The organism is Pseudomonas sp. PAMC 29040 (assembly GCF_003994535.1).
Lineage (GTDB): Bacteria > Pseudomonadota > Gammaproteobacteria > Pseudomonadales > Pseudomonadaceae > Aquipseudomonas > Aquipseudomonas paraversuta.
In genome coordinates, this window is record NZ_RZAA01000001.1 from 575,929 (window position 1) to 599,763 (window position 23,835).

Genomic DNA, 23,835 nt, shown 5'->3' on the forward strand with positions numbered 1-23,835 from the left:
AGCTCGTTTGGGTTGATTGGGCAAGTCGCTGCATCAGGTGGATGCGGAGTCGGCGGCGCGCATATCCGCGCTGGATGGCAATGCACAGACCGCAGCCCGTCGTGGAAACTCACTGGCCTGAAGTACTGCGGTGAAACCTTTGTACCGTTGAACCGTTGTACCGTTGATCTGTAGGAGCGAGCTTGTCTCGCGAGCTTTTTATCGAAATGACCAAAAGCTCGCGAGGCAAGCTCGCTCCTACAGGCAAGCTCGCTCCTACAGACAGGCTCGCTCCTGCAGACAGGCTCGCTCCTGCAGACAGGCTCGCTCCTGCAGAAGACGAGCTCGTTTGGAGTGATGGCTCAGGATTTCAGCGCCAGCAGGTCGTGGTACAGGGCTTCGGGAATCTGTACCCCTTCCACCAGGCTGCGCGCCCGGGCTTCATAACGACGCTGCGACGGCAATCGTGCTCCCTGCCCTTCGATACTTTCGAACAACACCTCGGCCCGGGCCAGATGCTGCTCGGTGGCGGCCCCCAGAAAACGCTGCGGATCCAATGCGATGATCAATTCACCATGGTACGGCGACGACTTGCTCCCCGCGTCCCAGGCCAGTGACTCGGCACTGGTCAGGTCACCGATCAAGGGCCCGGCGATCAGTTCCACCATCGCCGCCAGCGCCGAGCCCTTGTGCCCGCCAAACGTGAGCATCGCTCCCGAGTCCAGTACCACATTGGCATCAGTGCTGGACTGGCCATGGGCATCAACCCCCCAGCCCTCGGGAATTGCCTTGCCTGCCCGCCGGTGCAACTCGATATCGCCACGGGCGATGGCGCTGGTGGCGAAGTCGAATACAAACGGATCCTTGCCCGCACGTGGCCAGCCGAAGGCAATCGGGTTGGTGCCGAATACCGGCTGGCTCCCGCCCGCCGGCGCAACCCAGGCATGGCTCGGGTTACAGGCCAGCGCCACCAGACCGGCAGCGGTCAATTGTTCGATCTCCACCCACAATGCGGAAAAATGCACACAACGATTGATCGCCAGTGCGGCAATCCCGTTGGCCCGGGTCTTCTCTTGCAGTAACGGCAAACCCGCCTGAAACGCCAGCTGGGAAAAACCGCCCGCTGCATCCACCCGAACAATGGAAGGTGCCTGGTCGATCACCCGGGGTTCGGCATCGGCCGAGACCTTGCCCGCACGCAGTGAATTGACACAGCCCAGCACCCGATACAGGCCGTGGGAAGCGCAACCATCGCGCTCCCCGGCAAGTACCGTGTCACTCACTGCGCGGGCATGGGCCGGATTGAAACCGTTATGCAACAGGATGGATTCGGCCAGCTCTTTGGCTTGGACCAGGGACAGTCGGATCATGATCATCTCCTTGAACAGACCCACCAGACTGGCCCATTCAAGGCGTTGCGCGCTTGATTGCTTTAGGCCCGGGCCATGACGAATTCAGCACAGTCCGGTTCCATGGCCGCCAGGCTCCGGAAATGCCCGGAGATGGCCTCGATCAATTCAGCGTCCTTGACCGGATCCAGCCCCGGATACGGTCGGCCGTTGTAATTTGCACTGTAGGTCAGCACCGTCTCGACACTGCCGCTGTCTTGATACAGGGTGCGCATCAACTGGCTTTCCTGATCCTTGCTGTCTGTGGAACGCAGCGCGTAATGAAGCGCCAGGGCGCTGCCAAACTCCAGGGCGCTGCAGTCGATGCCATGTTTCTTGGCCAGATCGATGCTGCGGAAAATCCGCTCGTTGCGCTGCAGTTTACGCAGCGGATCACGGCCGACGCGGGTACAGGGGTCCTTGAACGAGGTGTTGCAGCGCGCGAGAAATGTGTTCGAGAAACTCTCGACAGCTTGCGCCATGTGCGGGTATTCGGCCACCAGGGCCGGGCCTACTTCCTGACGAATCAAGCGCTCGGCCAGAGCACTGACCCGCGGGTCGCCCATGGCCTGCCCCAACCACGAATAGCCCAGGCGGCTGGCGTACCAGGCAATGATGGCGTGGGGGCCGTTCCACAACAGGTTTTTCATCACCTGGGTCTGGGTGATGTCGTCGACTGTCCTGACCTGGCGCAGACGCTCCAGCAGGTTACTGCAGCGTTCGGCATACAACGGCATGTCCGACTCGCTGTTGAACAGGATCAAATGCAACTGGCTCAGTGCATTGCTGGACTGGGCAAATGGCCGAAAGCGGCTGATCAGGCGTTCGTATTCCGGCACCGGGGTTTTCGGGCTTGCCGTGGGTACGACGGTGTCGTCAGTCAGGCTGTTCTGGAAGATTTTCGACTTGATACGCAACTGGCGCACCAGCGACTCGTTGGACAGCTTGGAGACAATGCGACTGACCACGGTTTCTGCAAAGTGGGTGTTATCCAGAATTTTCTGGCACAGGTGCGGTGCAACCAACAGTTCGAGCTGGGCTCGCACATGGCGGCGGACAAAGTCCGCGCCGCCGACCTTGTTCAACACAATCAGAATCGTCAACTCACGCCCGCGTCGCTCAAAGCGCCGGATCAAACCCCTGGCAATGACGTCCGCCTGTTTGCGGATCGCGGTTTCCGGCAGGCTCAGCCCGACTATTTCAGCTTCGTCGTACATGCGGATCACCTCTTGGGCGTCATCCATGTCGATCATTCTGAGGTTTTCAATGGTCTGGTCGAACGAGGTCGCACCATAGCGCACGCTGAAGCGGCCAAAGGCCTGGATGGTGTCGCGCAGCATCCGCGAACGGGTGGCCGCGATAATCTCGCAAGGTCGGGTGTAGCCATCCCAGTGGGAGAAAATCTGCGTTAGGTAGCCACCGCCCATGGCCCCGAAACCGTGGATGCCGACACTGAATTGATTGAGGGCCTGGGGGAAACTCTCGTTCAGTTCGGGGGTGCCCAGATCCGGCATGCATTGGTTGAGATCGCCCAGAAACCCGTGCATGTTCTGGTACGCCTTCAGCGCACCGGCCTTCACTTCGGCTGCCGGAGGCTTGATGTCTTCGATCAGGATCGGCTGCCCTTCGGCACGAATCGCCGACAACAGGCCGTTCTCGGAGTCTTCGAGCATCAGGCAGTGGCCCGGCAGGCAATTGAGCGCACTGGCGGCCTTGAGGAAAATCTCGGGGTGGGGCTTGCCCTGCTCCACTTCATCGCCGCAAACGGTGACGTCGAAGTACTTCAGTACGTTGGCATTGATCAGGTATTCCTCGGCGATGGCGCGGCGGCTCGAGGTGGCCACTGCCATGGTCAGGCCATACTTGCGCAAGCGCTCGAGCACTTCGAGCAAACCGTCCTTGATCGGCACGCCATGGTTACGCACATGGGCCAGTTCAAGTTCATCGGCGCGCTGGCGGACCGCAGCGTAAGGGAAATCTTCACCATGATTGGCCTTGGCCAGCGCTTCGGCCTTGCGGGCACTCAGGCCCAGAGAACCGATCAGGGTTTCTTCGCTCAATGGCGTGCCGTAAATCTCGAGCGCGGCCTGTTTGAGGGTCTTGAAGCGCAGGCGTTCGGTGTCAAACATGGTGCCGTCCATATCGAAGATGGCACTGAAAATTCTTTTACCCTGGAAATAAATCATGGCTCGTGAGTCCTTGTAGCGCGGCGCCTGGTCATGGGTAACCAAACGCTGTCGTGACCTGCAGCTGGCTGGTGCCAGGGATGTCGGGTCAGAAAGTGAGGGGATCAGATAAAAATGCCGGGCAACAGCGCATACCGTTAAAAACGGATGCAAACACGCCGGGTCGGCTGGCGATCAGAAAAAATCTGGAGGGGGGACGTAGCAGTGGCGCCAGTCAGCACAGCTGGCGGGCAAACAACGGGGTGGAATCAAGAGTGCATAGAGGCGGGAGACAAACCCTGTCGCTGCAAGAGTGCAGCCTTTGACGTGAGGCCCACACTGCGCAATCAGGGATGCGTAATGTGAGCCGGACTGGCGATTGATACGTGTGATTCCATCCATAGGGAGCTGTAATTTCCTGTAATACGATTGGATACCCTTTTAGCTATAACGCACTTGGAGGCTCTAAATCAAGGAGTGATCCTGGATTGATCACTCGCTTGATCCTGATTTGATCCTCGTTTGATCATGGGCAGTCGCTAACCAGGCACGAAGGCTGCGAGCCTTTGGCACAGCGCCGGGTTTGGGGTCAACCCTGGAGGTTCAACTGCTCCACCAGCACCTTGTTGAAGGCCGCCGGGTCTTCCATTTGCGGGGCGTGGCCCATGCCCGGGAATTCAATCAGCCTGGCCCCGGGAATCAGTTTGGCCGCCTGTTTGCCCAGCACTTTGTAGTCACCGATTCTGGCCTTCACTTGCGCTGAAGCAATATCACTGCCGATGGCGGTGGTGTCAGCATCGCCGATCAATAACAGGGTTGGCACCTTGAGTTCCGGCAGTTCGTAAAACACCGGCTGGGTGAAAATCATGTCGTAGATCAACGCCGAGTTCCACGCCACCCGTTTGTGCCCCGGCCCCTTGTTCAGACCCGCCAGCATGTCCACCCAACGATCGTACTCGGGCTTCCAGTGCCCGGCGTAATAGGTACTTTGCTCGTACTGGCGAATACCTTCGGCACTGAGTTTCAGTTCCCGTGCGTACCACTGGTCAACGCTGCGCCATGGCACGCCGAGGGCTTTCCAGTCCTCCAGACCGATCGGATTGACCAGCACCAGCTGCTCGGTTTGCGGGGCGTACTGCAGTGCATAGCGGGTACCCAGCATGCCGCCGGTGGAGTGACCGATGATGCTGGCCTTGTCCACCCCGAGGCTGTCGAGCAAGGCATGGGTATTAGCCGACAATTGCTGAAAGCTGTATTGATAACTGGCCGGTTTGCTCGAGGTGCAAAAACCGATCTGGTCCGGCGCCACGACCCGGTAACCCGCAGCGCTCAGGGCCTTGATGCTGTCGCCCCAGGTGGCTGCGCAGAAGTTTTTGCCGTGCAGCAGCACCGCCGTATGGCCATTGGCAGGCCCCGTGGGGGCAACGTCCATGTAGCCCATCTGCAGGGTCTGGCCCTGGGAATCAAAGTTGAAGTGATGCAGCGGGTACGGGTACTCGAAGCCTTGCAGTTGCTCGCCATAGACCGGGGCGGAAGCGGAAGGCGCCGCCAGCGCCTGCAAGGGCAAGCTGCAGGCCAGTACCAGGCATGAGCGTAGAAAAAATGGCATGCGCAATTCCTCAAAAAGACCGGAGCGTCACATTGCACCATTAACCCAAGGTTAAGTAGCGTCTGTATGATGGCGCGCCTGTGAACAGGCCCTGCACTCAAGGCCGCCCATCATTCAGGAGTTTTGCATGAACAGGCTTCACCGGACTTTCAACCAGGGAGAGTCCGCCCCGCGGTTCACGCTCAACCTGCTGACCCTTGGCCTGTTACTGTCCAGCGCAGTGCCGGTGGCCCACGGCGCCAATACCGAGTTGCCGGCGACCGCCGTGACCGCTGAAGACAACGCCGGCTATCAGGCCGACAGCGCCTGGGTCGGCGGTTTCGAAGCGGCACCCCTGCTGGATACCCCGGCGGCGATTTCAGTCTTTACCGACGCGCTGATCAAGGATCAACAAGCCCGCCTGCTCAGCGATGTATTGAGCAACGACGCTTCGGTGGGTGAAAGCTATGCGCCCATTGGTTATTACCAGAATTTCGTGGTCCGCGGCTTCTCGTTGAATTCGGCCAGCAGCTACAAGATCAATGGCCGCACCATCACCGGCGAGCAAAACGTCGGCCTGGAAAACAAGCAGCAGGTGGAATTGCTCAAGGGTCTGTCCGGCCTGCAAAGCGGCGTGTCCGAGCCAGGTGGCGTAGTCAATTACGTGACCAAGCGTGCCGCGGATGTACGCTCCGTCACGGTCTCCACCGATGATCGCGGCAGTGGTTATCTGGCCACCGATGTGGGGGGCTGGTTCGGCAGCGAGCAGCAGTTCGGACTGCGTGCCAACTTCGCCCATGAGGACATCCACTCCTACGTCGAACATGCCAATGGCCAGCGTGATTTCGCCGCTGTGGCTTTCGACTGGAACATCAGCCCCGACGCCCTGCTGCAACTGGATGTGGAGTACCAAAACAAGGAGCAGCGTTCGGTGCCGGGCTATCAATTGCTCGGCGGCACCGAACTGCCGCACCACGCTTCACCGAAAAAACTGCTGGCTCACCAGAGCGGCTCCAAACCTGTAACCATTGATTCGCTGAACATCAACGGCAATTTTGAGTACCGCTTCACCGATAACTGGAAAGGCAGCCTGAGCGCCTCGCGCAGCAAAGTGGTGATCGATGATTACAGTTCGTTTGCCTGGGGTTGTTATGGCGCCGCCAGTTGTGCCGGCAGCGCAGTACCCAACTACTTCAGCCCCGAAGGCAATTACGATATCTATGACTTCCGCAGCCCCGACGACACCCGGCGCAATGATGAAGTGCAGGCAGCACTCAGTGGTGTGTTTGATACCGGCGGCATCGGCCATGAACTGACAGTGGGCAGCAGCGCGTTCCGCCGTGTGGTGGATCAGCGCGAGCTGATCAACGAGATGATCGGCAGCGGCAATATCGACAGTGAACCCGAGAACTTTGCGCGCTATGACGGGCCGGTCGAGGACAGCTATCGACGTCTGGACAGCCGCCAGTACGGGCTGTTCTTCAACGACCGGATCAGCTTTAACCAACAATGGCAGACCGTGCTCGGTGGCCGTGAAGTGCTGCTGGACGAACGCACCTTCGACGACCAGGGCGACACCAGCCGCCATACCCGGCGCTATGAATTCCTGCCCCAGGCCGCACTGATCTACAAACCCGTGCCGAACCTGTCGTTGTATACCCGTTACAGCAAGGGCCTGGCCCTGGGTGGCACGGCGCCCTGGTTTGCCAGCAATGCTTTTGACACCCTCGCCCCCACCCTGTCACGGCAAATTGAAGCAGGGGTCAAGTACGACTGGAGGCGCATCAGCCTGAGCGCGACGCTGTTCCAGATCCGTCAGGACTACCAATATGCCCGCCCCGACGCCACTGCGGGTGCATTCACCTATGTGCAGCAGGGCGAACAGAAAAATACCGGCCTGGAGCTGGCGGCCAACGGTTGGGCCAGTGAGCGCTTGCAGGTATCGGCCAGTGTGACGGCGATCCGCGCCCGGGTGACAGGCAGCGGTACGCCCGAGTATGAAGGCCATCAAACCATCAACGTGCCGACCCTGCGCGCCAGTCTTTATGGTGATTACGCCCTGCCCTGGGTCGATGGCCTGGCCCTGCTCGGCGGGATGCAATACAGCGGCAAAAAATACGCCAGCCAACAGGGCGGTGTGCAGGCTGGCAGTTACGCCATCTTCAATATCGGCAGCCGCTACAGCACCCGTATCGAGGGTTATGACACCGTGTTCCGGCTCACCGTCGACAACCTGTTCGACAAGCGCTACTGGCGCGATGTGGGTGAGTACATGGGCGACAACTATGTATTCCAGGGCGCGCCGCTGACCGCCCGCCTGAGTGCTTCGATCAACTTCTGAAGCATTGACCGCACCTGTAGGAGCGAGCTTGCTCGCGAGCTCTTCGCTGGCATTTTTGAGAGCTCGCTCCTACAGATGGTTCAGGCCCATGACGAAGAATTTAATTGATAGCTCCCTAACAAAAGGCGCAAGCTAGAGGGCTTGGCCGGGCTTTGTATCATTCTGAATGATATTGATCTTCGCTGGGTTCGATTCGTTCCCCGGCCCTCGCGCCAGCATTATCCGCCCATCTCAATAGATTGGCGGACTCCCCCCATGGAACAGTCACTTAAACATTTGCGCTTCCCACTCGCGGCCCTGGCCATCGTGGTGATGAGCGCATGCGGCAAAACTCCACAAGCGACTGCTCCTGCTCCCGCTGCCAAAGTCAGTGTGGCCAAAGTGCTGGAACAGCCGGTCAATGAATGGGACGAGTTCACCGGGCGCCTTGAAGCTCCGGAGACCGTTGAAATTCGTCCACGGGTGTCGGGCCAGATTGATCAGGTCGCCTTCACTGAGGGCGCCCTGGTGAAAAAGGGCGACCTGTTGTTCCAGATCGATCCGCGTCCGTTCCAGGCCGAAGTGCGTCGTCTTGAAGCCGAGGTGCAACAGGCCCGCGCCAACGCCACCCGTACCGACAACGAAGCCCAGCGCGGCGAACGCCTGCGCCAGAGCAATGCGATTTCCGCAGAACTGGCCGACTCGCGCACCACCGCCTCCCAGGCCGCCCGCGCCGGGGTCTCGGCCATTCAGGCACAACTGGACCTGGCCAAACTCAACCTCAGCTTCACCCGTGTGACTTCGCCAATCAGTGGCCGGGTCAGCCGTGCCGAAATCACTGCGGGCAACATCGTCACCGCTGATGTCACGCCGCTGACCAGCGTGGTCTCCACCGACAAGGTGTATGCCTACTTCGACGCTGACGAACGGGTATTCCTCAAATACGCGCAACTTGCCCGCCAGGGCCAGCGCGGTCAGAGCACCCCGGTTTACCTGGGCCTGTCCAACGAAGACGGCAACCCGCACCTGGGCCAGATGAACTTCGTCGACAACCAGGTCAACCCGAAGACCGGCACCATCCGCGGCCGTGCCGTGTTCGATAACGCCGACGGCAGCTTCACCCCGGGCCTGTATGCGCGCCTCAAACTGGTGGGCAGCGGCACCTACGAAGCGGTGTTGATCAATGACGAAGCCGTCGGTACCGACCTGGGCAAGAAATTCGTGCTGGTCATGGACGGCGCCAATAACACTACCTACCGCTCCGTTGACCTGGGACCGAAAATCGAAGGCCTGCGCATTGTTCGCAGCGGCCTGAACAAGGGCGACACCATCATCGTCAAGGGCCTGCAACGGGTGCGCCCGGGTTCACCGGTCACCCCTGAAGTGATTCCGATGGCCAGCGAACAGACCCTCGCAGCACTGGCACAACAACGACAAGCCCTGGAAGCCAGCAACCTGTCCCCAGCCAAGCCCGCCAATGGCGCGCCGAAGCTGGCCAGCGTCGCGACTCCTCGCGGTTAAGGGACGATAACTCCGATGAATTTTTCCCAGTTCTTCATTCAGCGGCCGATTTTCGCCGCCGTGCTTTCCTTGCTGATCCTGATTGCGGGCAGCATTTCGCTGTTCCAGTTGCCCATCAGTGAATACCCCGAAGTGGTGCCGCCGACCGTTGTGGTACGGGCCAACTTCCCCGGGGCCAACCCCAAAGTGATAGGTGAAACCGTCGCCGCGCCGCTGGAACAGGCGATTACCGGTGTCGAGAACATGCTCTACATGTCGTCTCAGTCCACCGCTGACGGCAAGATCACCCTGACCATCACCTTTGCCCTGGGTACCGACCTGGACAACGCTCAGGTACAGGTGCAGAACCGTGTGACCCGTACCGAGCCCAAGCTTCCCGAAGAAGTGACACGCATCGGGATCACGGTGGACAAGGCTTCGCCCGACCTGACCATGGTTGTGCACTTGACCTCGCCGGACCAGCGCTACGACATGCTGTACCTGTCCAACTACGCCATCCTCAACATCAAGGATGAACTGGCCCGCCTCGGCGGGGTTGGCGACGTGCAGTTGTTCGGCATGGGCGATTACTCGTTGCGGGTGTGGCTCGATCCGAACAAGACCGCTTCGCGCAATCTGACGGCCACCGATGTGGTCAACGCGATCCGCGAGCAAAACCGTCAGGTGGCTGCCGGCGCCCTGGGTGCACCCCCTGCCCCGAATGCCACCAGCTTCCAGCTGTCGGTCAATACCCAGGGCCGTCTGGTGTCCGAAGAAGAGTTCGAGAACATCATCATTCGCGCTGGCGATGACGGTGAAATCACTCGTCTCAAGGACATTGCCCGGGTTGAACTGGGCTCAAGCCAATACGCCCTGCGCTCCCTGCTGAACAATCAACCGGCGGTGGCGATCCCGATTTTCCAGCGTCCGGGTTCCAACGCCATCGATATTTCCAATGAAGTTCGGGCCAAGATGGCCGAGCTGAAGAAGAACTTCCCGCAAGGCATGGACTTCAGCATCGTTTATGACCCGACGATCTTTGTTCGCGGCTCCATCGAGGCGGTGGTTCACACCCTGTTCGAAGCGCTGATTCTGGTGGTGCTGGTGGTGATCCTGTTCCTGCAGACCTGGCGGGCGTCGATCATTCCGCTGGTGGCGGTGCCGGTATCGCTGATCGGTACCTTTGCCGTGATGCACATGTTCGGCTTCTCACTCAACGCCCTGTCGCTGTTCGGACTGGTACTGGCGATCGGGATCGTGGTCGACGATGCGATTGTGGTGGTGGAGAACGTCGAGCGAAATATCGGCCTGGGGCTGACCCCGGTGGAAGCCACCAAGCGCGCCATGCGTGAAGTGACCGGGCCCATCATCGCCACTGCGCTGGTGCTGTGTGCGGTGTTTATCCCGGCCGCCTTTATCTCCGGGCTGACCGGGCAGTTCTACAAGCAGTTCGCCCTGACCATCGCGATTTCGACGGTGATCTCGGCCTTCAACTCGTTGACCCTGTCGCCAGCCCTTGCCGCGGTATTGCTCAAGAGCCACGACGCGCCGAAAGACCGCTTCTCCAGAGTGCTCGACACGCTGTTCGGCGGCTGGCTGTTCCGCCCGTTCAACCGCTTCTTTGACCGTGCCAGCCATACCTATGTCGGTACCGTGGCACGGGTGATCCGCAGCAGTGGCATTGCCCTGATCCTGTACGCCGGGCTGATGGTGCTGACCTTCTTCGGTTTCTCCAACACCCCGACCGGGTTCGTCCCCGGCCAGGACAAGCAATACCTGGTGGCCTTCGCCCAACTGCCGGATGCGGCGAGCCTGGACCGCACCGAAGACGTGATCAAACGCATGTCCGACCTGGCCCTGAAACAGCCCGGGGTAGAAAGTGCAGTGGCGTTCCCGGGGCTGTCGATCAACGGTTTCACCAACAGCCCCAATGCCGGCATCGTCTTCGTAACCCTTAAACCGTTCAACGAACGCAAAGACCCGAGCATGTCTGCCGGTGCCATTGCCGGTGCACTGAACGGCAAGTTCAGCGGCATTGAAGAAGCCTATATGGCGATCTTCCCGCCGCCGCCGGTACAGGGCCTGGGCACCATCGGTGGTTTCCGTCTGCAAATCGAAGACCGGGGCAACCTGGGCTATGACGAGCTGTACAAAGAAACCATGAACATCATCAACAAAAGCCACAACGTGCCGGAACTGGCCGGGCTGTTCACCAGCTACACGGTGAACGTGCCACAGGTCGATGCCGCCATCGACCGGGAAAAAGCCAAGACCCACGGCGTGGCCGTCAGCGACATCTTCGATACCCTGCAGATCTACCTGGGCTCGCTGTATGCCAACGACTTCAACCGCTTCGGCCGTACTTATCAGGTCAACGTTCAGGCCGAGCAGCAGTTCCGCCTGGAGCCGGATCAGATCGGTCAGTTGAAAGTGCGTAACAACAAGGGCGAGATGATCCCGCTGGCCACCTTTATCAAGGTCAGCGACACCTCGGGCCCGGATCGGGTGATGCACTACAACGGCTTTATCACCGCTGAAATCAACGGTGCCGCGGCACCCGGCTACAGCTCCGGCCAGGCCGAAAAAGCCATCGAGAAACTGCTCAAGGAAGAACTGCCCAACGGCATGACCTACGAATGGACCGACCTGACCTACCAGCAGATTCTGTCCGGCAACACAGCGCTGTTCGTGTTCCCGCTCTGCGTATTGCTGGCGTTCCTGGTACTCGCGGCCCAGTACGAAAGCTGGAGCCTGCCGCTGGCGGTGATCCTGATCGTGCCCATGACCCTGTTGTCGGCCATTACCGGGGTGATTGCTTCGGGGGGTGACAACAACATCTTCACCCAGATCGGATTGATCGTACTGGTGGGGCTGGCGTGCAAAAACGCGATTCTGATTGTCGAGTTTGCCAAGGACAAGCAGGAAGAAGGCATGAGCCCGCTGGATGCGGTACTGGAAGCCTGCCGTCTGCGGTTGCGGCCGATCCTGATGACCTCCTTCGCCTTCATCATGGGTGTGGTGCCACTGGTGTTCTCCAGCGGTGCCGGTGCTGAAATGCGCCACGCCATGGGTGTCGCGGTGTTCTCCGGGATGTTGGGTGTGACCTTCTTCGGCCTGCTGCTGACGCCGGTGTTTTATGTATTGATCCGCCGCTATGTGGAGCGCAGTGAAGCGCGCAAGGCGGCCAGGCACCTCAAGCTGGAGTCGCAACAATGAGCCTGAAAGTCTTTATGCCAAGTCTGCTGGTGCTGGCCTTGAGTGCCTGCGCCGTAGGCCCGGACTACAAAACCCCGGTCACCGAGCCGGCACAGATCAGTGCCGACAACCTCAAGGGGTTTGACCGGGCCCATTATGAAGGCATCTGGTGGCAGCAATTCGACGATCCGACCCTCAACCAGTTGGTGACGCAGTCGCTCAACGGTAACCGCGAGCTGCGCGTGGCTTTTGCCCGCCTGCGCGCGGCCCGGGCCATTCGCGATGACGTCAGCAATGACGCCATGCCGACCATTACCAGCCGCGCCAGCAGCGATGTGGGCAAAGGCCAGATACCTGGCCAGACCGAAAAACGGGTCAACAGTGAGCGGTATGACCTGGGGCTGGACATGGCCTGGGAGATCGACCTGTTTGGCCGTATCCAGCGCGAACTGGAAGCCAGTGACGCCGACGAACAGGCCGCAGCGGCGGACTTGTATCAACTGCAAGTGACCATGATTGCCGAGCTGGTGGATGCCTACGGTGAACTGCGCGGCGCGCAACTGCGTGAGCGGATCGCCCTGGACAACCTGAAAAACCAGCAAGACTCCAAAGCCATCACCCAAAGCCTGCGTGATGCCGGGGTCGGTGATGAACTGGACGTGATGCGGGCTGATGCGCGTCTGGCCGCAGTTGAGGCCAGCGTGCCGCAACTGCAGGCCGAGCAGGTGCGCGAGCGCAACCGTATCGCCACCTTGCTGGGCCAGCGGCCTGAGCAATTGAGTGTGGACCTGGGGCCCAAGCAGCTGCCGGCCATTGCCAAGGCGCTGAATATCGGCAACCCCGGCGACCTGCTGCAGCGTCGGCCCGACATCATGAGTGCCGAGCGCAAGCTGGCGGCGGCCACTGCCCGGATCGGCGTGGCCAAGGCTGATTTGTTCCCTCGGGTCAGCCTCAGCGGTTTCCTCGGTTTCACCGCCGGGCGTGGTTCGCAGATCGGTTCGGCGGCGGCCAATGCCTGGGCACTGGGCCCGCGCATCACCTGGCCGGCGTTTGATCTGGGCAGCGTGCGGGCACGTCTGCGCGGGGCCGATGCAGAGGCCGATGGCGCACTGGCCAGTTACGAGCAGCAAGTGCTGCTGGCGCTGGAAGAGTCAGAGAATGCCTTCAGCGACTATGGCAAACGTCAGCAGCGCCTGGTTTCGCTGATTCGCCAAACCGAGTCCAGCCGCGCGGCGGCCGACCTGGCGGCAATACGTTATCGCGAAGGGACGGTGGACTTTCTGGTGTTGCTCGATGCCCAGCGCGAGCGTCTGGCGGCCGAAGACAGCCAGGCCCAGGCCGAGGTTGAGTTGTATCGCGGTGTAGTGGCCATTTACAAAGCCCTGGGCGGCGGCTGGCAAGCAGAGACCGTCGCCAGCGCCCATTGATTTAACAGCAGTTTCAAGAGCTCCTTTGGTTGGTCGCATCCAGCCATTTTTAGCCCCGTGGTCATTCGGTCACGGGGCTTTTTTTGGTTCTGGTTTTTACTGTTCGCAACCTCGTAGGCACTTACCGGGGCTGCGATCTGCAGCGTAGCGCCAGCGCGGCTTGCCGGATCAGGGTTTGACTCCAACCGGCTACTGTCCCAATCTTGTCCCTCAACCGCACGCCTGTTTCTGGATATTGCATGACCCAGCCTCGCCGTTACCTCGCTATCAGTCTTCTGTCAGCGCTTATCGCAGCCGGTCTCTGGTATTGGATGCGCCCCGCGCCAGCCACAAAAGCGCCTTCTACAAGCAGCAGTTATTCGGTTGCCCTTGCCCAGGCGCACAACGGTCAACCCGGTGCGGCCCGGGTGCTCTATCAGCAATTGGCCCGCACCGACCTGCCGGACATCCGCCGTGCCAGCCTGCATGCAGAATTGCCCAACTACCCCAGCCCCCAGGCACTGAAACTGGCGGACGCCGACTTGCTGCACCCTTCACCGCTGGTCCGTCAGGCGGCGATCCAGAGCATTGCCGGGCTGGTGCCCAACGCCCAGCGCACGCTATTGCTGGGGCCGTTGCTGGATGATCCCGAACAAAGCGTACGCTTTACCGCCGCCAGTGCACTGCTGGGCTTGTCTCCTGATGAGCAAGGCCTGTATTTCGCCCCCTTGCAGCAGGTAATCGACGAATACGAACGCGATCTCAAAACCCGCCCCGACGATCCCCAGGCCCAGGGCCAGCTCGCCCGTCTGTATCTGCATGAAGGTCAGCTGGATGAAGCCCAGGCCGCTCTGGAAAAAGTCACCGCCCTGGACCCGGAAAATCTCAAGGCCGTGGTTGCTCAGGTGGAGTTGCTGGATAAGCGCGGGCAAACCGACCGGGCGCGTGAATTGCTGGCCAGGCAGCTGGAGGAGCATCCCGAGTCTGCTTATTTGCAGCATGCGCTGGGTATCTGGCTGCTTAACCACGGGCAGACTGAATACGCCCTGCTGGGTCTGGCCAAAGCCGTAGAGCTGGAGCCTGATAACAGTGATTACCGTTACAAACTGGCGATTGCCCTGCACGATCTTGATCAACTGGAAGCCGCGCAACGCCAGCTTGAGGAGCTGTTGCAACGCCAGCCGGCCAATCGCAAGGCGCGCGTGCTGTTGATTCGCTACTGGAAAGAGTCCGGGCAAATACAGAACGTTCAGGTACTGCTGGCGCAGATGGAACAGCTGAACCCGGATGACCCGGCGCTGCAGCAGGGGCTATGACCCCTTTTGCCTGTCTGTACCTGTAGGAACGAGCTAGCTCGCGAGCTTTTAACCGCTCGCGAGGCAAGCTCGCTCCTACAGTCAGGCCAGCAGTTTCTGGATCTGTTCCTGCAGGGTGTCGAGGTCGAACGGCTTGGCCAGGATCGGCGCCGTCAGGGTAATCGGGCTACCGGTGTCGCGGATTTCTGCCGGGTAACCACTGATAAAAATGACCTTGAGGTCCGGCCGCAGCTTGAGGGCTGGCTCGGCAATCTGAACCCCCGATATACCACCGGGCAGACGAAAATCAGTCACCATCAGGTCCAGATGCGGTTTGCTCGCCAGAATCTCGAACGCCTGCTCGCCGTTTTCAGCCTGCAGCACTCTATAACCTTCACCGGACAGGTAGGCGCTGAGAACCATCAGGATCGAGGGATCGTCTTCGACAATCAGAACTACATCTTGCGCATCTTCACTCATGGGAAACCTTATTCCGGGCAATTGCTGCAATTTCGACCGCAGGCCACGCCATAGGTTGCGGCTAATTCAAGTCTTTTGTTACAGAGGCAGACAAACCCTGAACGTGGCACCTTCACCCAATGCACTGTGAACCGAGATTTGCCCGTCGTGGGCGGCAACGATCTGCTCCGAGATGTACAGCCCCAAGCCAAGGCCGGTAACCACGTGACTGCCGGCTATGCGCTCAAACTGGTGGAAAATCCGCTGCTGGTTTTCTTCGCTGATGCCAATGCCATGGTCACTGACTTCGATCACGGCCCAGGCACTGCGGGTATACACAGATACATCAATCGGTTTTTTGGCCCCATAACGCAGGGCATTGGTCAGTAAATTGGAGACCACCTGTTCAATTCTGAACTCGTCCCACTGCCCGACCACCGGCTGCTCTGAGCTGTAGTTGACGCTCGAACCCGCCGCGCTGATTTGCGCAGCAAAGCTTTCCAGCAAATTGCCCACCGCGGCTGACAAATCAAATTCTGACGGCCGGATCGACAGTTTTCCGGTGCGGATGCGCGACACGTCAAGCATGTCCTCGATGAGACGGATCAGGCTCTGGATCTGACGCTCATCGCGCTCGACCATGGCCTTCATCTTGTCCAGCGTAAAGGCTGACGCGTTGTCGCGGGCCAGGTGCATCTTGCGCAGCTGGGTTTCCAGGATCAGCCCGTTAAGCGGCGTGCGTACCTCATGGGAGACAATCGACATGAAGTCGTCGCGCATGCGCACTGCATGTTCGAGCTCGACCTGGGTCAGTTGCAACTGTGCCAGCAATACTTCCTGCTCGCGGCGGCTTTGCTCAAGGGCTTCGACCTGCTGCTTGACCGCCTTGCGCTGGCGATAAAGGTCGACAAACACATTGACCTTGCTCTTCACCGCATGGATATCCAGCGGTTTGTGCAAAAAGTCCACGGCCCCGCTTTCATAGCCCTTGAAGGCGTAGTTCATCTCGCGCCCGGCGGCACTGACAAAGACGATCGGGATACTTTTGGTTTTCTCCGTACCGCGCATCAACTCGGCCAGTTCAAAACCGTTCATGCCGGGCATTTGCACATCCAGAATGGCGATGGCGAATTCATGCTGCAGCAACAATGACAATGCTTCGTCCGCAGACAACGCTTTGTAGACGGTGCGATCCTCGCCTTTGATCAACGCTTCCAGCGCCAGCAAATTTTCCGGCAGATCATCAACGATCAGCAACTTGGCTTGAATATCACTTTTCAGCATTCGATTCGTTCCAGCTCGCATAGCAAACGGCCGATGCCGCGCAAAGGGAGGATGTAGTCAGGTTTTATCCGGTCCAGTGCCGCTTGGGGCATGGTCGCAACCAGGGCCTCTTGCGGGTCCTGGACAATGGTCACGCCGCCGCGCTGTTTGACGGTGTACAGCCCCTGAGCGCCGTCCTGATTGGCACCCGTCAGTAAGATGGCGGCCAGCCGGTGTTGATACGCATCGGCCGCCGACTCAAACAGGTAATCGATCGCCGGCCGCGAGTAATGCACCCGCGCCTCCTGGCTGAACGAGAAGCTATAGTCGCCCTCCACCGACAGGTGATAGCCGGGAGCCGCGAAATACACGGTTCCCGGGCTTATCGGTTCCTTGTCGGTCGCTTCCTTGACCCTGAGCGCCAGACGCCGGGCAAACACCTCGGCCAGCTGGCTACGGTGAACATCGGGCAAGTGCAGGACCACAATGATGGGCAGGCCGAAGTCGGGGCCCAGGCCTTCAAAAATAGCCAACAAGGCTTCAACACCCCCGGCCGATGCCCCGACTACCACGGCATCCACAGGTCTCAAGGGCGAAGACGCTACGGTTATGTCATTCATAGCTTGCGGTAGATCCGTTCTTGTTTGAGCAGGGGCGCAAACTGTTTACTGTAGTCCGAAAAATCCAGGGTTTCCTTGCTGCCCAACATCAGGAAACCACGGTGGCACAGCGACTCATGAAACAATCCGAATGCTCTGTTTTGAAGATTCTTATTAAAGTAGATCAGTACGTTGCGACACGAAATCAAATGGGTTTCGGAAAATACGCTGTCGGTCGCCAGGCTGTGATCGGCAAAGGTCACGTTTTCACGCAGTGTCTTGTCAAAAATCGCATAGTCGTAGGCGGCAGTGTAGTACTCGGCAAACGAACGCTGCCCCCCGGATTTTTGGTAATTCTGGGTATAGGCGCGAACGTTCTCCAACGAGAAAATCCCTTGCCGGGCCTTTTCCAGGGAGCGCGGATTGATATCGGTGGCGTAGATGATGGTGCGATCCAGCAGGCCCTCTTCACGCAGCAAGATGGCCATCGAGTAAACCTCTTCTCCGGTACTGCAACCTGCAATCCAGATTTTCAGTGAGGGATAGGTCTTGAGCACCGGCACCACTTCCTGGCGGATGGCCAGAAAGTGCTCCGGGTCGCGAAACATCTCGCTCACCGGAATGGTCAGGAACTGCAGCAATTGCATAAAGGCCGTCGGGTCATGCAGTACCCGTTCCTGAAGGGCCGATATGGTATTGCATTCGAACTGACGCAACGCATGATGCACCCGGCGCTTGATGGACGCGCCGGAGTAGTCGCGGAAGTCATAGCTGTATTTGAGATAGATCGCTTCGATCAGAAGGCGTAACTCTATGTCGTCGTTTCGTTGCGTTTGTGGCACTTAGAGTCTTTCCATTTTCGGTAGCCAGACACGGATCAACGAAAAGAGTCGGTCCAGATCAATAGGTTTGGCCAGGTAATCATTGGAGCCTGCCTGCAGGCACCGATCCTGATCGTCTTTCATTGCCTTGGCCGTCACTGCAATGATCGGCAGCTTGCGCCAGCGCGGGTCCTTGCGAATTTCTACGGTGGCTTCGTAGCCGTCCATCTCCGGCATCATCACGTCCATCAATACCAGATCGATATCATCGGTCTCGTTCAGACGCTCGATGGCTTCACGGCCATTACGGCCAATGACCACGATAGCGCCCTTATGCTCAAGGGCACTGGTCAGGGCGAAGATGTTGCGCACATCGTCATCCACCAGCAAAATCTTGCGCCCTTCGAACACCCTGTCGCGGCTACGGGCGGTCTTGAGCATGCTTTGCCGCTCATGGGACAACTGCGATTCAACTTTGTGCAAAAACAATGTCACTTCATCGAGCAAACGCTCCGGCGAACGCGCGCCCTTGATGATGATCGAGCGGGAATACTTGCGCAGCTCTGCCTCTTCATCCCGGGTCAGGTTGCGCCCGGTATAGACGATGACCGGCGGGAACGAGCAGATGTCCTCGGTAGACATGCGCTTGAGCAGGTCGTTGCCCAGCATGTCCGGTAATTTGAGGTCGATGATCATGCAGTCATAGATGTTGCTGCGCAGCAGTTCAAGCGCCTCATGGGCGAAGCCTACGGCGGTGATTTCGATGTCATCGTCGCCGATCAGGCGGGCAATGCTGTGGCGCTGCAAATCATCATCTTCCACCAGCAGAACCTTTTTCACCTTCTGCGTAAGCTTGGCTTCCAGGCGCGCGAATACGTTTTTGAGCTCTTCGCGGCTGGTCGGCTTGACCGCATAGCCCACGGCGCCCATGTGCATCGCAGCTTCGACCCGATCTTCCACGGATATGACGTGAACCGGGATATGCCGGGTCGGCGCCAGCGCCTTCAGGCGCTGCAGCACCGTCAGCCCGGAATGATCAGGCAGGCGCATATCCAGCAGAATCGCATCAGGGATAAATTGTGTCGCCAGACTGAAGCCTTCATCTGCGCCGTGGGCCACCAGGCAGTGATACCCCAATTCATGCGCCAGATCGAAGAGGATACCGGCAAAGTTAGGCTCATCTTCGATCACCAGGATGCAACGTCCGGTAAAGGGACCTTTTTCCCGGTCATCCATGAACCGCGGGATGTGCAGGGGCGCAACAATTGCCGCGGGCGCTGCTGGCTTGGGTACGACAGCAACCACTGGCACCACAGCGCTGACAGGCACCCGGGCTGGTGGCTCGGCGTTTTCCACAAACTGTTCGGGCATGACCAGGGTAAATACGCTGCCCTGCCCCGGCACGCTACTGACACTGATGGAGCCACCGAGCAATGTCGCCAGATCCCGGGAAATCGACAGGCCCAGCCCCGTCCCGCCATAACTACGGTTGGTGGTGCCATCGGCCTGGCGGAAGGCTTCGAAAATGCTTTCCAGCTCTTCGGCGGCGATCCCGATCCCGGAATCCGCGACGCTGAACGCTATGGCGGCATCCGGCAGAGCCGACACGGTCAGGCTGACCTGGCCCTTGCCGGTGAACTTGATCGCGTTGGACAACAGGTTTTTGAGCACTTGCTCCAGACGCTGGCTGTCGGTGTAGATCATGGCCGGCGTGCCGGGCTGTACCTCAACCCGGAACTGCAGGGACTTGTCCCCCGCCAGCGGCTCGAACATACCGCGCAAACCTTCGACTACACGGCTGACACTGGTGTTTTCGGGACGCACTTCGAGCTTGCCGGCCTCAACTTTGGAGATATCCAGAATGTCGTTGATCAGGTTGAGCAAGTCATTGCCCGCCGAGTAGATAGACTCGGCGAACTTGACCTGTTCGGCGCTCAGGTTCTCCTGGGGGTTTTCCGCGAGCAGCTTGGCCAGAATCAACGAGCTGTTGAGCGGGGTCCGCAGTTCATGGGACATGTTGGCGAGGAACTCGGACTTGTACTTGCTGGAGCGCTGCAGCTCCAGAGCGCGCTCTTCAAGCTGCACCTGGGCCTGATTCAGTTCGGTATTCTTGAGGTCCATCGCGTCTCGCTGACCGGCCAGGGCCAGTGCCTGTTCCGCCAGCTGTTCGTTGGTTTGCTCAAGCTCCGCCTGCTGGGTTTCAAGATGCGTCTGGGATTCCTTGAGAATCTGCGATTGCTCTTCGAGCTCTTCGTTCGCGGTCTTCAGCTCTTCCTGCTGCACTTGCAGCTCTTCGTTGAGCTGCTGGGTTTCGGCCAGCACTTCCTGCAGGCGCTGACGGTAACGGGCGGCTTCAATCGACATGCCGATATTGTCGGCAATCAACTCAAACAGTTCGACATCACGCTCGGTCAGTGGCCGCAGGAAGCCCAGTTCAATGACGCCATTGACCCGGTCATCGTCGCTGGTAGGCACCACCAGCACGCTGCGCGGGGTGCCTTGCCCAAGACCTGAGCTGACTTTCAGGAAGTAGTCCTCGGGCACATCGTCCAGGCGTATCAGCTGGTCTTGCCGGGCCGCCTGCCCGACCAGGCCTTCGTCATTGTGTATCAACTGATCCCGGGCTTCTTCCTCTCGGGAAAAACCATAACTGGCCACCCGTTTGAGGCCGCCGTGGTCTTCCCGCACATACACGGCGGCAACCACTGTGCCGAGATACTGGGCGCAAAATTGCAGAATGTTGCGCCCCAGCATATTCAGGGTCAGCCGGCCCAATACCTGCTCCGCCAGTTCGGTTTGACCGTTACGCAACCAGGCCTGCTGTTCCAGGCGCTGCGCAGTCTTAATTTGTAGCTCGAGGTTGTCGCTGTAACTCTTTGAAAGATCGAGCAAATCACGACGACCTCTGTAGGCCAGAAAACCACTCAGGCCGAGTACAAACACCAGATAAAGGCCAATACTGACGAGGGTGGTTTTACTCACATCTTCATTGCGGGCAACTCGCAGTTGCTGCTCCATGGCAACGAAGTCTTCGAATTCCTTGCGGATTTCATCGCTCAGGCGCTTGCCACGTCCGGCCTGCACTGCCGCCCTGTAGTCGCCGCTCTGGCGGCGCATATCGATCATCGACTGGGCATAGTTACTCCAGTCGGATTGCAGGGCTTCGAGACGCTTGAGGCGATCAATTTGCTGCGGGTTGTCGCCGACCAGCTCTTTCAGCCCGTTGAGTTGGGCCATGATTTGCGGCTTTGCCACTTCATAGGGGTCAAGAAAATGCTCATCACCGGTAATCAGGAAGCCACGCATGCCGGTTTCAAGATCCACTGACAGCTTCACCGCCTCGTTGGCGTTGTTAATCACCCGGTCGGTGTGCTCGACCCACTGAATGACCGACAGCAGGTAGCTGATCATGGCTACAAACAACACGGCGCTGAGCACACCCACACCCAAGGGCAAACCGACGTTGCGGCTCAGGAGCTTGCGAAAGCTCTGCTCATCTACCGAAGCTGGTGCATTCATATTTCAGTCCCGTGTACGGTGGTCAAAATTGAGAGTTTGACGGATTCTCGAGTAAAAATTCTATTTTTCTTATGAAGTGGTAGCCAATTCCTACAGTGAAAAAGGATTTAGCTGCTTGCAACAGCTATCCTAACAAAACTTGTACAGGCATTTTTTTTGTACAACGGCGGAACTAGGTTGGGGTTCCAGCTTACTGATAGAGCAAGCAAATTCAGGTTTGCCCCCACCCGCGCTCAATTTCATTCGGGATAACCATTATGTCTGCAACACCCTCTACCATTCTGGTGGTCGAAGACGACGCCATTGTTCGTATGTTGATCGTTGACGTACTGGAAGAGTTGAAATTCAACGTGCTCGAAGCCGAGGATGGCGAGAGCGCCATGGAACTGCTCGAAGACCGGGGCAACAGGATCGATTTGCTGATGAGCGATGTGGGGATGCCGGGGATGGATGGCAAGACCCTTGCCAATAAAGCCCGCGAGCTGCGACCACAGTTACCCGTGCTGTTTGCCAGCGGCTATGCCGAGAACATCGATGTACCAGCCGGCATGTTTGTGATCGGCAAACCCTTTTCCATCGACCAACTGCGCAACAAGGTCAAAAGCATCCTCGCCGTCTGAAGTTGACTCTGCAGGCAATCCATTGCATGGGCAGCTGATTTGACGGCTCCCGCGTAGCTGTGCTCTCCTACACATCTTGTATCAGGTGCCCTTCACAGGGTGAAACGGGAAACCGGTGCGTCAGGCGTTAATTGTCCGACCAGTCCGGTGCTGCCCCCGCAACGGTAAGCGAGAGAAACATCACAACCACTGTGCACCCTGCATGGGAAGGAGATGTTTGCAGGCCCACACCACGTGAGCCCCTCGCAAGCCCGGAGACCGGCCTGGTCATTACCAATAACAAACCCGCGGTGGGCGGGCGCTGTTAAACCCTGCGAGCTTCGTTCGCGGGGTTTTCTTGCGCTCTTGTGCCCGCTGTCTGACCAGAGGGAAGCGCCATGTCCATCAGCACCAGCCGTACTCACTCCGCTGCCACCAGCGCCACACGAAGCCAACGTATCGTTGCTGCCGTCGGCGCTGCGGTGCTGGGGGCTTTGCTCGTCTACTTCGCCGGTTTCTCGCATATTGCAGCCGTACACAATGCAGCCCATGACACCCGTCATAGCTCAGCCTTTCCGTGCCATTGAGGTTGCCTGCCATGATTAAGCGTATAGCTCAGACCGCAGGCTTCACCGGCTTGCTGGGCGCTTTGCTGCTCACCCTGCTGCAAAGCTTTTGGGTCGCCCCGCTGATTCTGCAGGCGGAAACCTACGAAAAACCCGCCGCCAGTGAAGTGCACGAGCACGACGCAGGCAGCATGGCCGGCCATAGCCACGACGACGAAGCCTGGGAGCCTGAAGACGGTTGGCAGCGGGTGCTGTCGACCACGGGCGGTAATCTTGTGGTGGCGGTCGGTTTTGCCCTGATGCTGGCGGGCCTGTATACCCTGCGCGCACCGACCCGCACCTCCCAGGGCCTGCTGTGGGGGCTGGCCGGCTATGCGGTGTTCTGCCTGGCGCCAACCCTTGGCCTGCCGCCCGAGTTGCCGGGCACCGCCGCCGCCGATTTGCTGCAACGCCAGCTCTGGTGGGTCACCACTGCCGCATCCACTGCAGTGGCCATCGCGCTGTTAGTGTTTGGCAAGCACTGGGCCCTGAAAGTGCTGGGGGTTGCGATTGTGCTGGTACCGCATATTTTTGGTGCGCCCCAGCCCCTGGTGCATTCCAGCCTGGCTCCGCAAGAGCTGGAAGCGCAGTTCAAGATCGCTTCGCAACTGACCAACTTCGCCTTCTGGCTGGCATTGGGCGTGATCAGCGCCTGGTTGTTCCGCCGCAAGCCTGAAGCTCAGTACTCGGCATGATTGCTGCCGGCACCGCGCCAATCCTGGTGATTGGCCTGGGCTGCCGTCAGGGTTGCAGTGTCGATGACCTGCTGGCCCTGATTGAACAATCCCTGAGCCAGGCGGGAATCGCTCTGCAGGCGGTTCACGCCCTGGCCAGTATTGATCTCAAGCGTGATGAGGCGGGACTCATCCGGTTGGCGGCGCAGTTGAATCTTGCGTATGAGGTTCTAAGCGCGCAGCAACTGGCCCCGTTTGCGCCGCAATTGAGTCAGCGGTCAGCCCGGGCGTTTGCCCTTACCGGCTGCTTTGGCGTGGCCGAAAGTGCTGCACTGGCCCTGGCCGAACAGCTGGGTGGTGCGCCGGCCAGACTGCTGATTACACGCCAGAACTCGTCTGTGGCCACCTTTGCATTGGCCTGTGCCGGGTAAAACCCGCGATAATCCCCTGCTTCACTATG

Annotated in this window: 17 protein-coding genes and 1 riboswitch; of the genes, 9 read left to right on the forward strand and 8 right to left on the reverse strand. The window is 59.1% G+C overall.

Annotated features, from left to right (window positions below):
• Positions 1–341: 341 nt before the first annotated feature.
• From WG29040_RS02490 to WG29040_RS02500, 3 genes are all read right to left on the reverse strand, one after another.
• Positions 342–1,349: an Ldh family oxidoreductase gene (locus WG29040_RS02490; protein WP_003445189.1), complete on the reverse strand. Its 1,008-nt coding sequence runs from the start codon at positions 1,347–1,349 to the stop codon at positions 342–344.
• A gap of 62 nt (positions 1,350–1,411) precedes the next feature.
• Positions 1,412–3,553: a bifunctional mannitol-1-phosphate dehydrogenase/phosphatase gene (gene mtlD / locus WG29040_RS02495; RefSeq protein ID WP_127195604.1), complete on the reverse strand. Its 2,142-nt coding sequence runs from the start codon at positions 3,551–3,553 to the stop codon at positions 1,412–1,414.
• 568 nt (positions 3,554–4,121) lie between these two features.
• Entirely contained in the window at positions 4,122–5,141 is a 1,020-nt protein-coding gene (locus WG29040_RS02500; RefSeq protein WP_003445185.1) for an alpha/beta fold hydrolase, read from the reverse strand.
• 127 nt (positions 5,142–5,268) lie between these two features.
• On the opposite strand from WG29040_RS02500, the gene WG29040_RS02505 reads away from it, so the two are divergent.
• The 5 genes from WG29040_RS02505 (at position 5,269) to WG29040_RS02525 (ending at position 14,857) form a co-directional block, all read left to right on the forward strand.
• Entirely contained in the window at positions 5,269–7,461 is a 2,193-nt protein-coding gene (locus WG29040_RS02505) for a TonB-dependent siderophore receptor (protein ID WP_010656611.1), read from the forward strand.
• A 255-nt stretch (positions 7,462–7,716) separates the two neighbouring features.
• Positions 7,717–8,961 (forward strand): multidrug efflux RND transporter periplasmic adaptor subunit MexE, encoded by a 1,245-nt coding sequence (gene mexE, locus WG29040_RS02510; RefSeq protein ID WP_010656612.1) that lies wholly within the window; start codon positions 7,717–7,719, stop codon positions 8,959–8,961.
• 15 nt (positions 8,962–8,976) lie between these two features.
• Entirely contained in the window at positions 8,977–12,156 is a 3,180-nt protein-coding gene (locus WG29040_RS02515) for an efflux RND transporter permease subunit (RefSeq protein WP_003445180.1), read from the forward strand.
• Positions 12,153–13,562 carry an efflux transporter outer membrane subunit gene (locus tag WG29040_RS02520; RefSeq protein ID WP_127195605.1) on the forward strand — a complete coding sequence of 470 codons (1,410 nt, stop codon included), beginning with the start codon at positions 12,153–12,155 and terminating at the stop codon, positions 13,560–13,562. Before WG29040_RS02515 ends, WG29040_RS02520 begins: the two co-directional genes overlap by 4 nt.
• Before the next feature lie 239 nt (positions 13,563–13,801).
• Positions 13,802–14,857, forward strand: coding sequence for a lipopolysaccharide assembly protein LapB (locus WG29040_RS02525; RefSeq protein ID WP_127195606.1), 1,056 nt, complete (start codon positions 13,802–13,804; stop codon positions 14,855–14,857).
• Between the two features lie 81 nt (positions 14,858–14,938).
• On the opposite strand, the gene WG29040_RS02530 is transcribed toward WG29040_RS02525, so the two are convergent.
• The 5 genes from WG29040_RS02530 to WG29040_RS02550 all read right to left on the reverse strand — a co-directional run bounded on the left by WG29040_RS02530 (position 14,939) and on the right by WG29040_RS02550 (position 21,497).
• Positions 14,939–15,316 (reverse strand): response regulator, encoded by a 378-nt coding sequence (locus tag WG29040_RS02530; RefSeq protein ID WP_003445176.1) that lies wholly within the window; start codon positions 15,314–15,316, stop codon positions 14,939–14,941.
• A 78-nt stretch (positions 15,317–15,394) separates the two neighbouring features.
• Positions 15,395–16,576 (reverse strand): hybrid sensor histidine kinase/response regulator, encoded by a 1,182-nt coding sequence (locus tag WG29040_RS02535; protein WP_177412915.1) that lies wholly within the window; start codon positions 16,574–16,576, stop codon positions 15,395–15,397.
• Positions 16,573–17,178: a chemotaxis protein CheB gene (locus WG29040_RS02540; RefSeq protein ID WP_165878341.1), complete on the reverse strand. Its 606-nt coding sequence runs from the start codon at positions 17,176–17,178 to the stop codon at positions 16,573–16,575. The genes WG29040_RS02535 and WG29040_RS02540 overlap by 4 nt, the downstream gene beginning before the upstream one ends.
• Positions 17,175–17,999 carry a protein-glutamate O-methyltransferase CheR gene (locus WG29040_RS02545; protein ID WP_127195608.1) on the reverse strand — a complete coding sequence of 275 codons (825 nt, stop codon included), beginning with the start codon at positions 17,997–17,999 and terminating at the stop codon, positions 17,175–17,177. The genes WG29040_RS02540 and WG29040_RS02545 overlap by 4 nt, the downstream gene beginning before the upstream one ends.
• Complete coding sequence (locus WG29040_RS02550) at positions 18,000–21,497, reverse strand: response regulator (protein ID WP_127195609.1); 3,498 nt, start codon at positions 21,495–21,497, stop codon at positions 18,000–18,002.
• Positions 21,498–21,754: 257 nt separating this feature from the next.
• Between WG29040_RS02550 and WG29040_RS02555 the strand changes: the two genes are divergently transcribed.
• The 4 genes from WG29040_RS02555 to WG29040_RS02570 all read left to right on the forward strand — a co-directional run bounded on the left by WG29040_RS02555 (position 21,755) and on the right by WG29040_RS02570 (position 23,806).
• On the forward strand, positions 21,755–22,117 hold the full coding sequence (locus WG29040_RS02555; protein ID WP_003445165.1) for a response regulator: 363 nt from the start codon (positions 21,755–21,757) through the stop codon (positions 22,115–22,117).
• A 66-nt stretch (positions 22,118–22,183) separates the two neighbouring features.
• Positions 22,184–22,399: riboswitch (cobalamin riboswitch) on the forward strand.
• Between the two features lie 95 nt (positions 22,400–22,494).
• Complete coding sequence (locus WG29040_RS02560; RefSeq protein WP_003445163.1) at positions 22,495–22,683, forward strand: CbtB domain-containing protein; 189 nt, start codon at positions 22,495–22,497, stop codon at positions 22,681–22,683.
• Positions 22,684–22,694: 11 nt separating this feature from the next.
• Complete coding sequence (locus WG29040_RS02565; RefSeq protein ID WP_003445160.1) at positions 22,695–23,396, forward strand: CbtA family protein; 702 nt, start codon at positions 22,695–22,697, stop codon at positions 23,394–23,396.
• On the forward strand, positions 23,393–23,806 hold the full coding sequence (locus WG29040_RS02570) for a cobalamin biosynthesis protein (RefSeq protein ID WP_127195610.1): 414 nt from the start codon (positions 23,393–23,395) through the stop codon (positions 23,804–23,806). Before WG29040_RS02565 ends, WG29040_RS02570 begins: the two co-directional genes overlap by 4 nt.
• Positions 23,807–23,835: the final 29 nt, after the last annotated feature.

Bases quoted from the DNA above. Each gene is read 5' to 3' on its own strand.
- WG29040_RS02490 (WP_003445189.1), bottom strand. From the start codon at position 1,349: ATGATCCGACTGTCCCTGGTCCAAGCCAAAGAGCTGGCCGAATCCATC.
- mtlD (WP_127195604.1), bottom strand. From the start codon at position 3,553: ATGATTTATTTCCAGGGTAAAAGAATTTTCAGTGCCATCTTCGATATG.
- WG29040_RS02500 (WP_003445185.1), bottom strand. From the start codon at position 5,141: ATGCCATTTTTTCTACGCTCATGCCTGGTACTGGCCTGCAGCTTGCCC.
- WG29040_RS02505 (WP_010656611.1), top strand. From the start codon at position 5,269: ATGAACAGGCTTCACCGGACTTTCAACCAGGGAGAGTCCGCCCCGCGG.
- mexE (WP_010656612.1), top strand. From the start codon at position 7,717: ATGGAACAGTCACTTAAACATTTGCGCTTCCCACTCGCGGCCCTGGCC.
- WG29040_RS02515 (WP_003445180.1), top strand. From the start codon at position 8,977: ATGAATTTTTCCCAGTTCTTCATTCAGCGGCCGATTTTCGCCGCCGTG.
- WG29040_RS02520 (WP_127195605.1), top strand. From the start codon at position 12,153: ATGAGCCTGAAAGTCTTTATGCCAAGTCTGCTGGTGCTGGCCTTGAGT.
- WG29040_RS02525 (WP_127195606.1), top strand. From the start codon at position 13,802: ATGACCCAGCCTCGCCGTTACCTCGCTATCAGTCTTCTGTCAGCGCTT.
- WG29040_RS02530 (WP_003445176.1), bottom strand. From the start codon at position 15,316: ATGAGTGAAGATGCGCAAGATGTAGTTCTGATTGTCGAAGACGATCCC.
- WG29040_RS02540 (WP_165878341.1), bottom strand. From the start codon at position 17,178: ATGAATGACATAACCGTAGCGTCTTCGCCCTTGAGACCTGTGGATGCC.
- WG29040_RS02550 (WP_127195609.1), bottom strand. From the start codon at position 21,497: ATGAATGCACCAGCTTCGGTAGATGAGCAGAGCTTTCGCAAGCTCCTG.
- WG29040_RS02555 (WP_003445165.1), top strand. From the start codon at position 21,755: ATGTCTGCAACACCCTCTACCATTCTGGTGGTCGAAGACGACGCCATT.
- WG29040_RS02560 (WP_003445163.1), top strand. From the start codon at position 22,495: ATGTCCATCAGCACCAGCCGTACTCACTCCGCTGCCACCAGCGCCACA.
- WG29040_RS02565 (WP_003445160.1), top strand. From the start codon at position 22,695: ATGATTAAGCGTATAGCTCAGACCGCAGGCTTCACCGGCTTGCTGGGC.
- WG29040_RS02570 (WP_127195610.1), top strand. From the start codon at position 23,393: ATGATTGCTGCCGGCACCGCGCCAATCCTGGTGATTGGCCTGGGCTGC.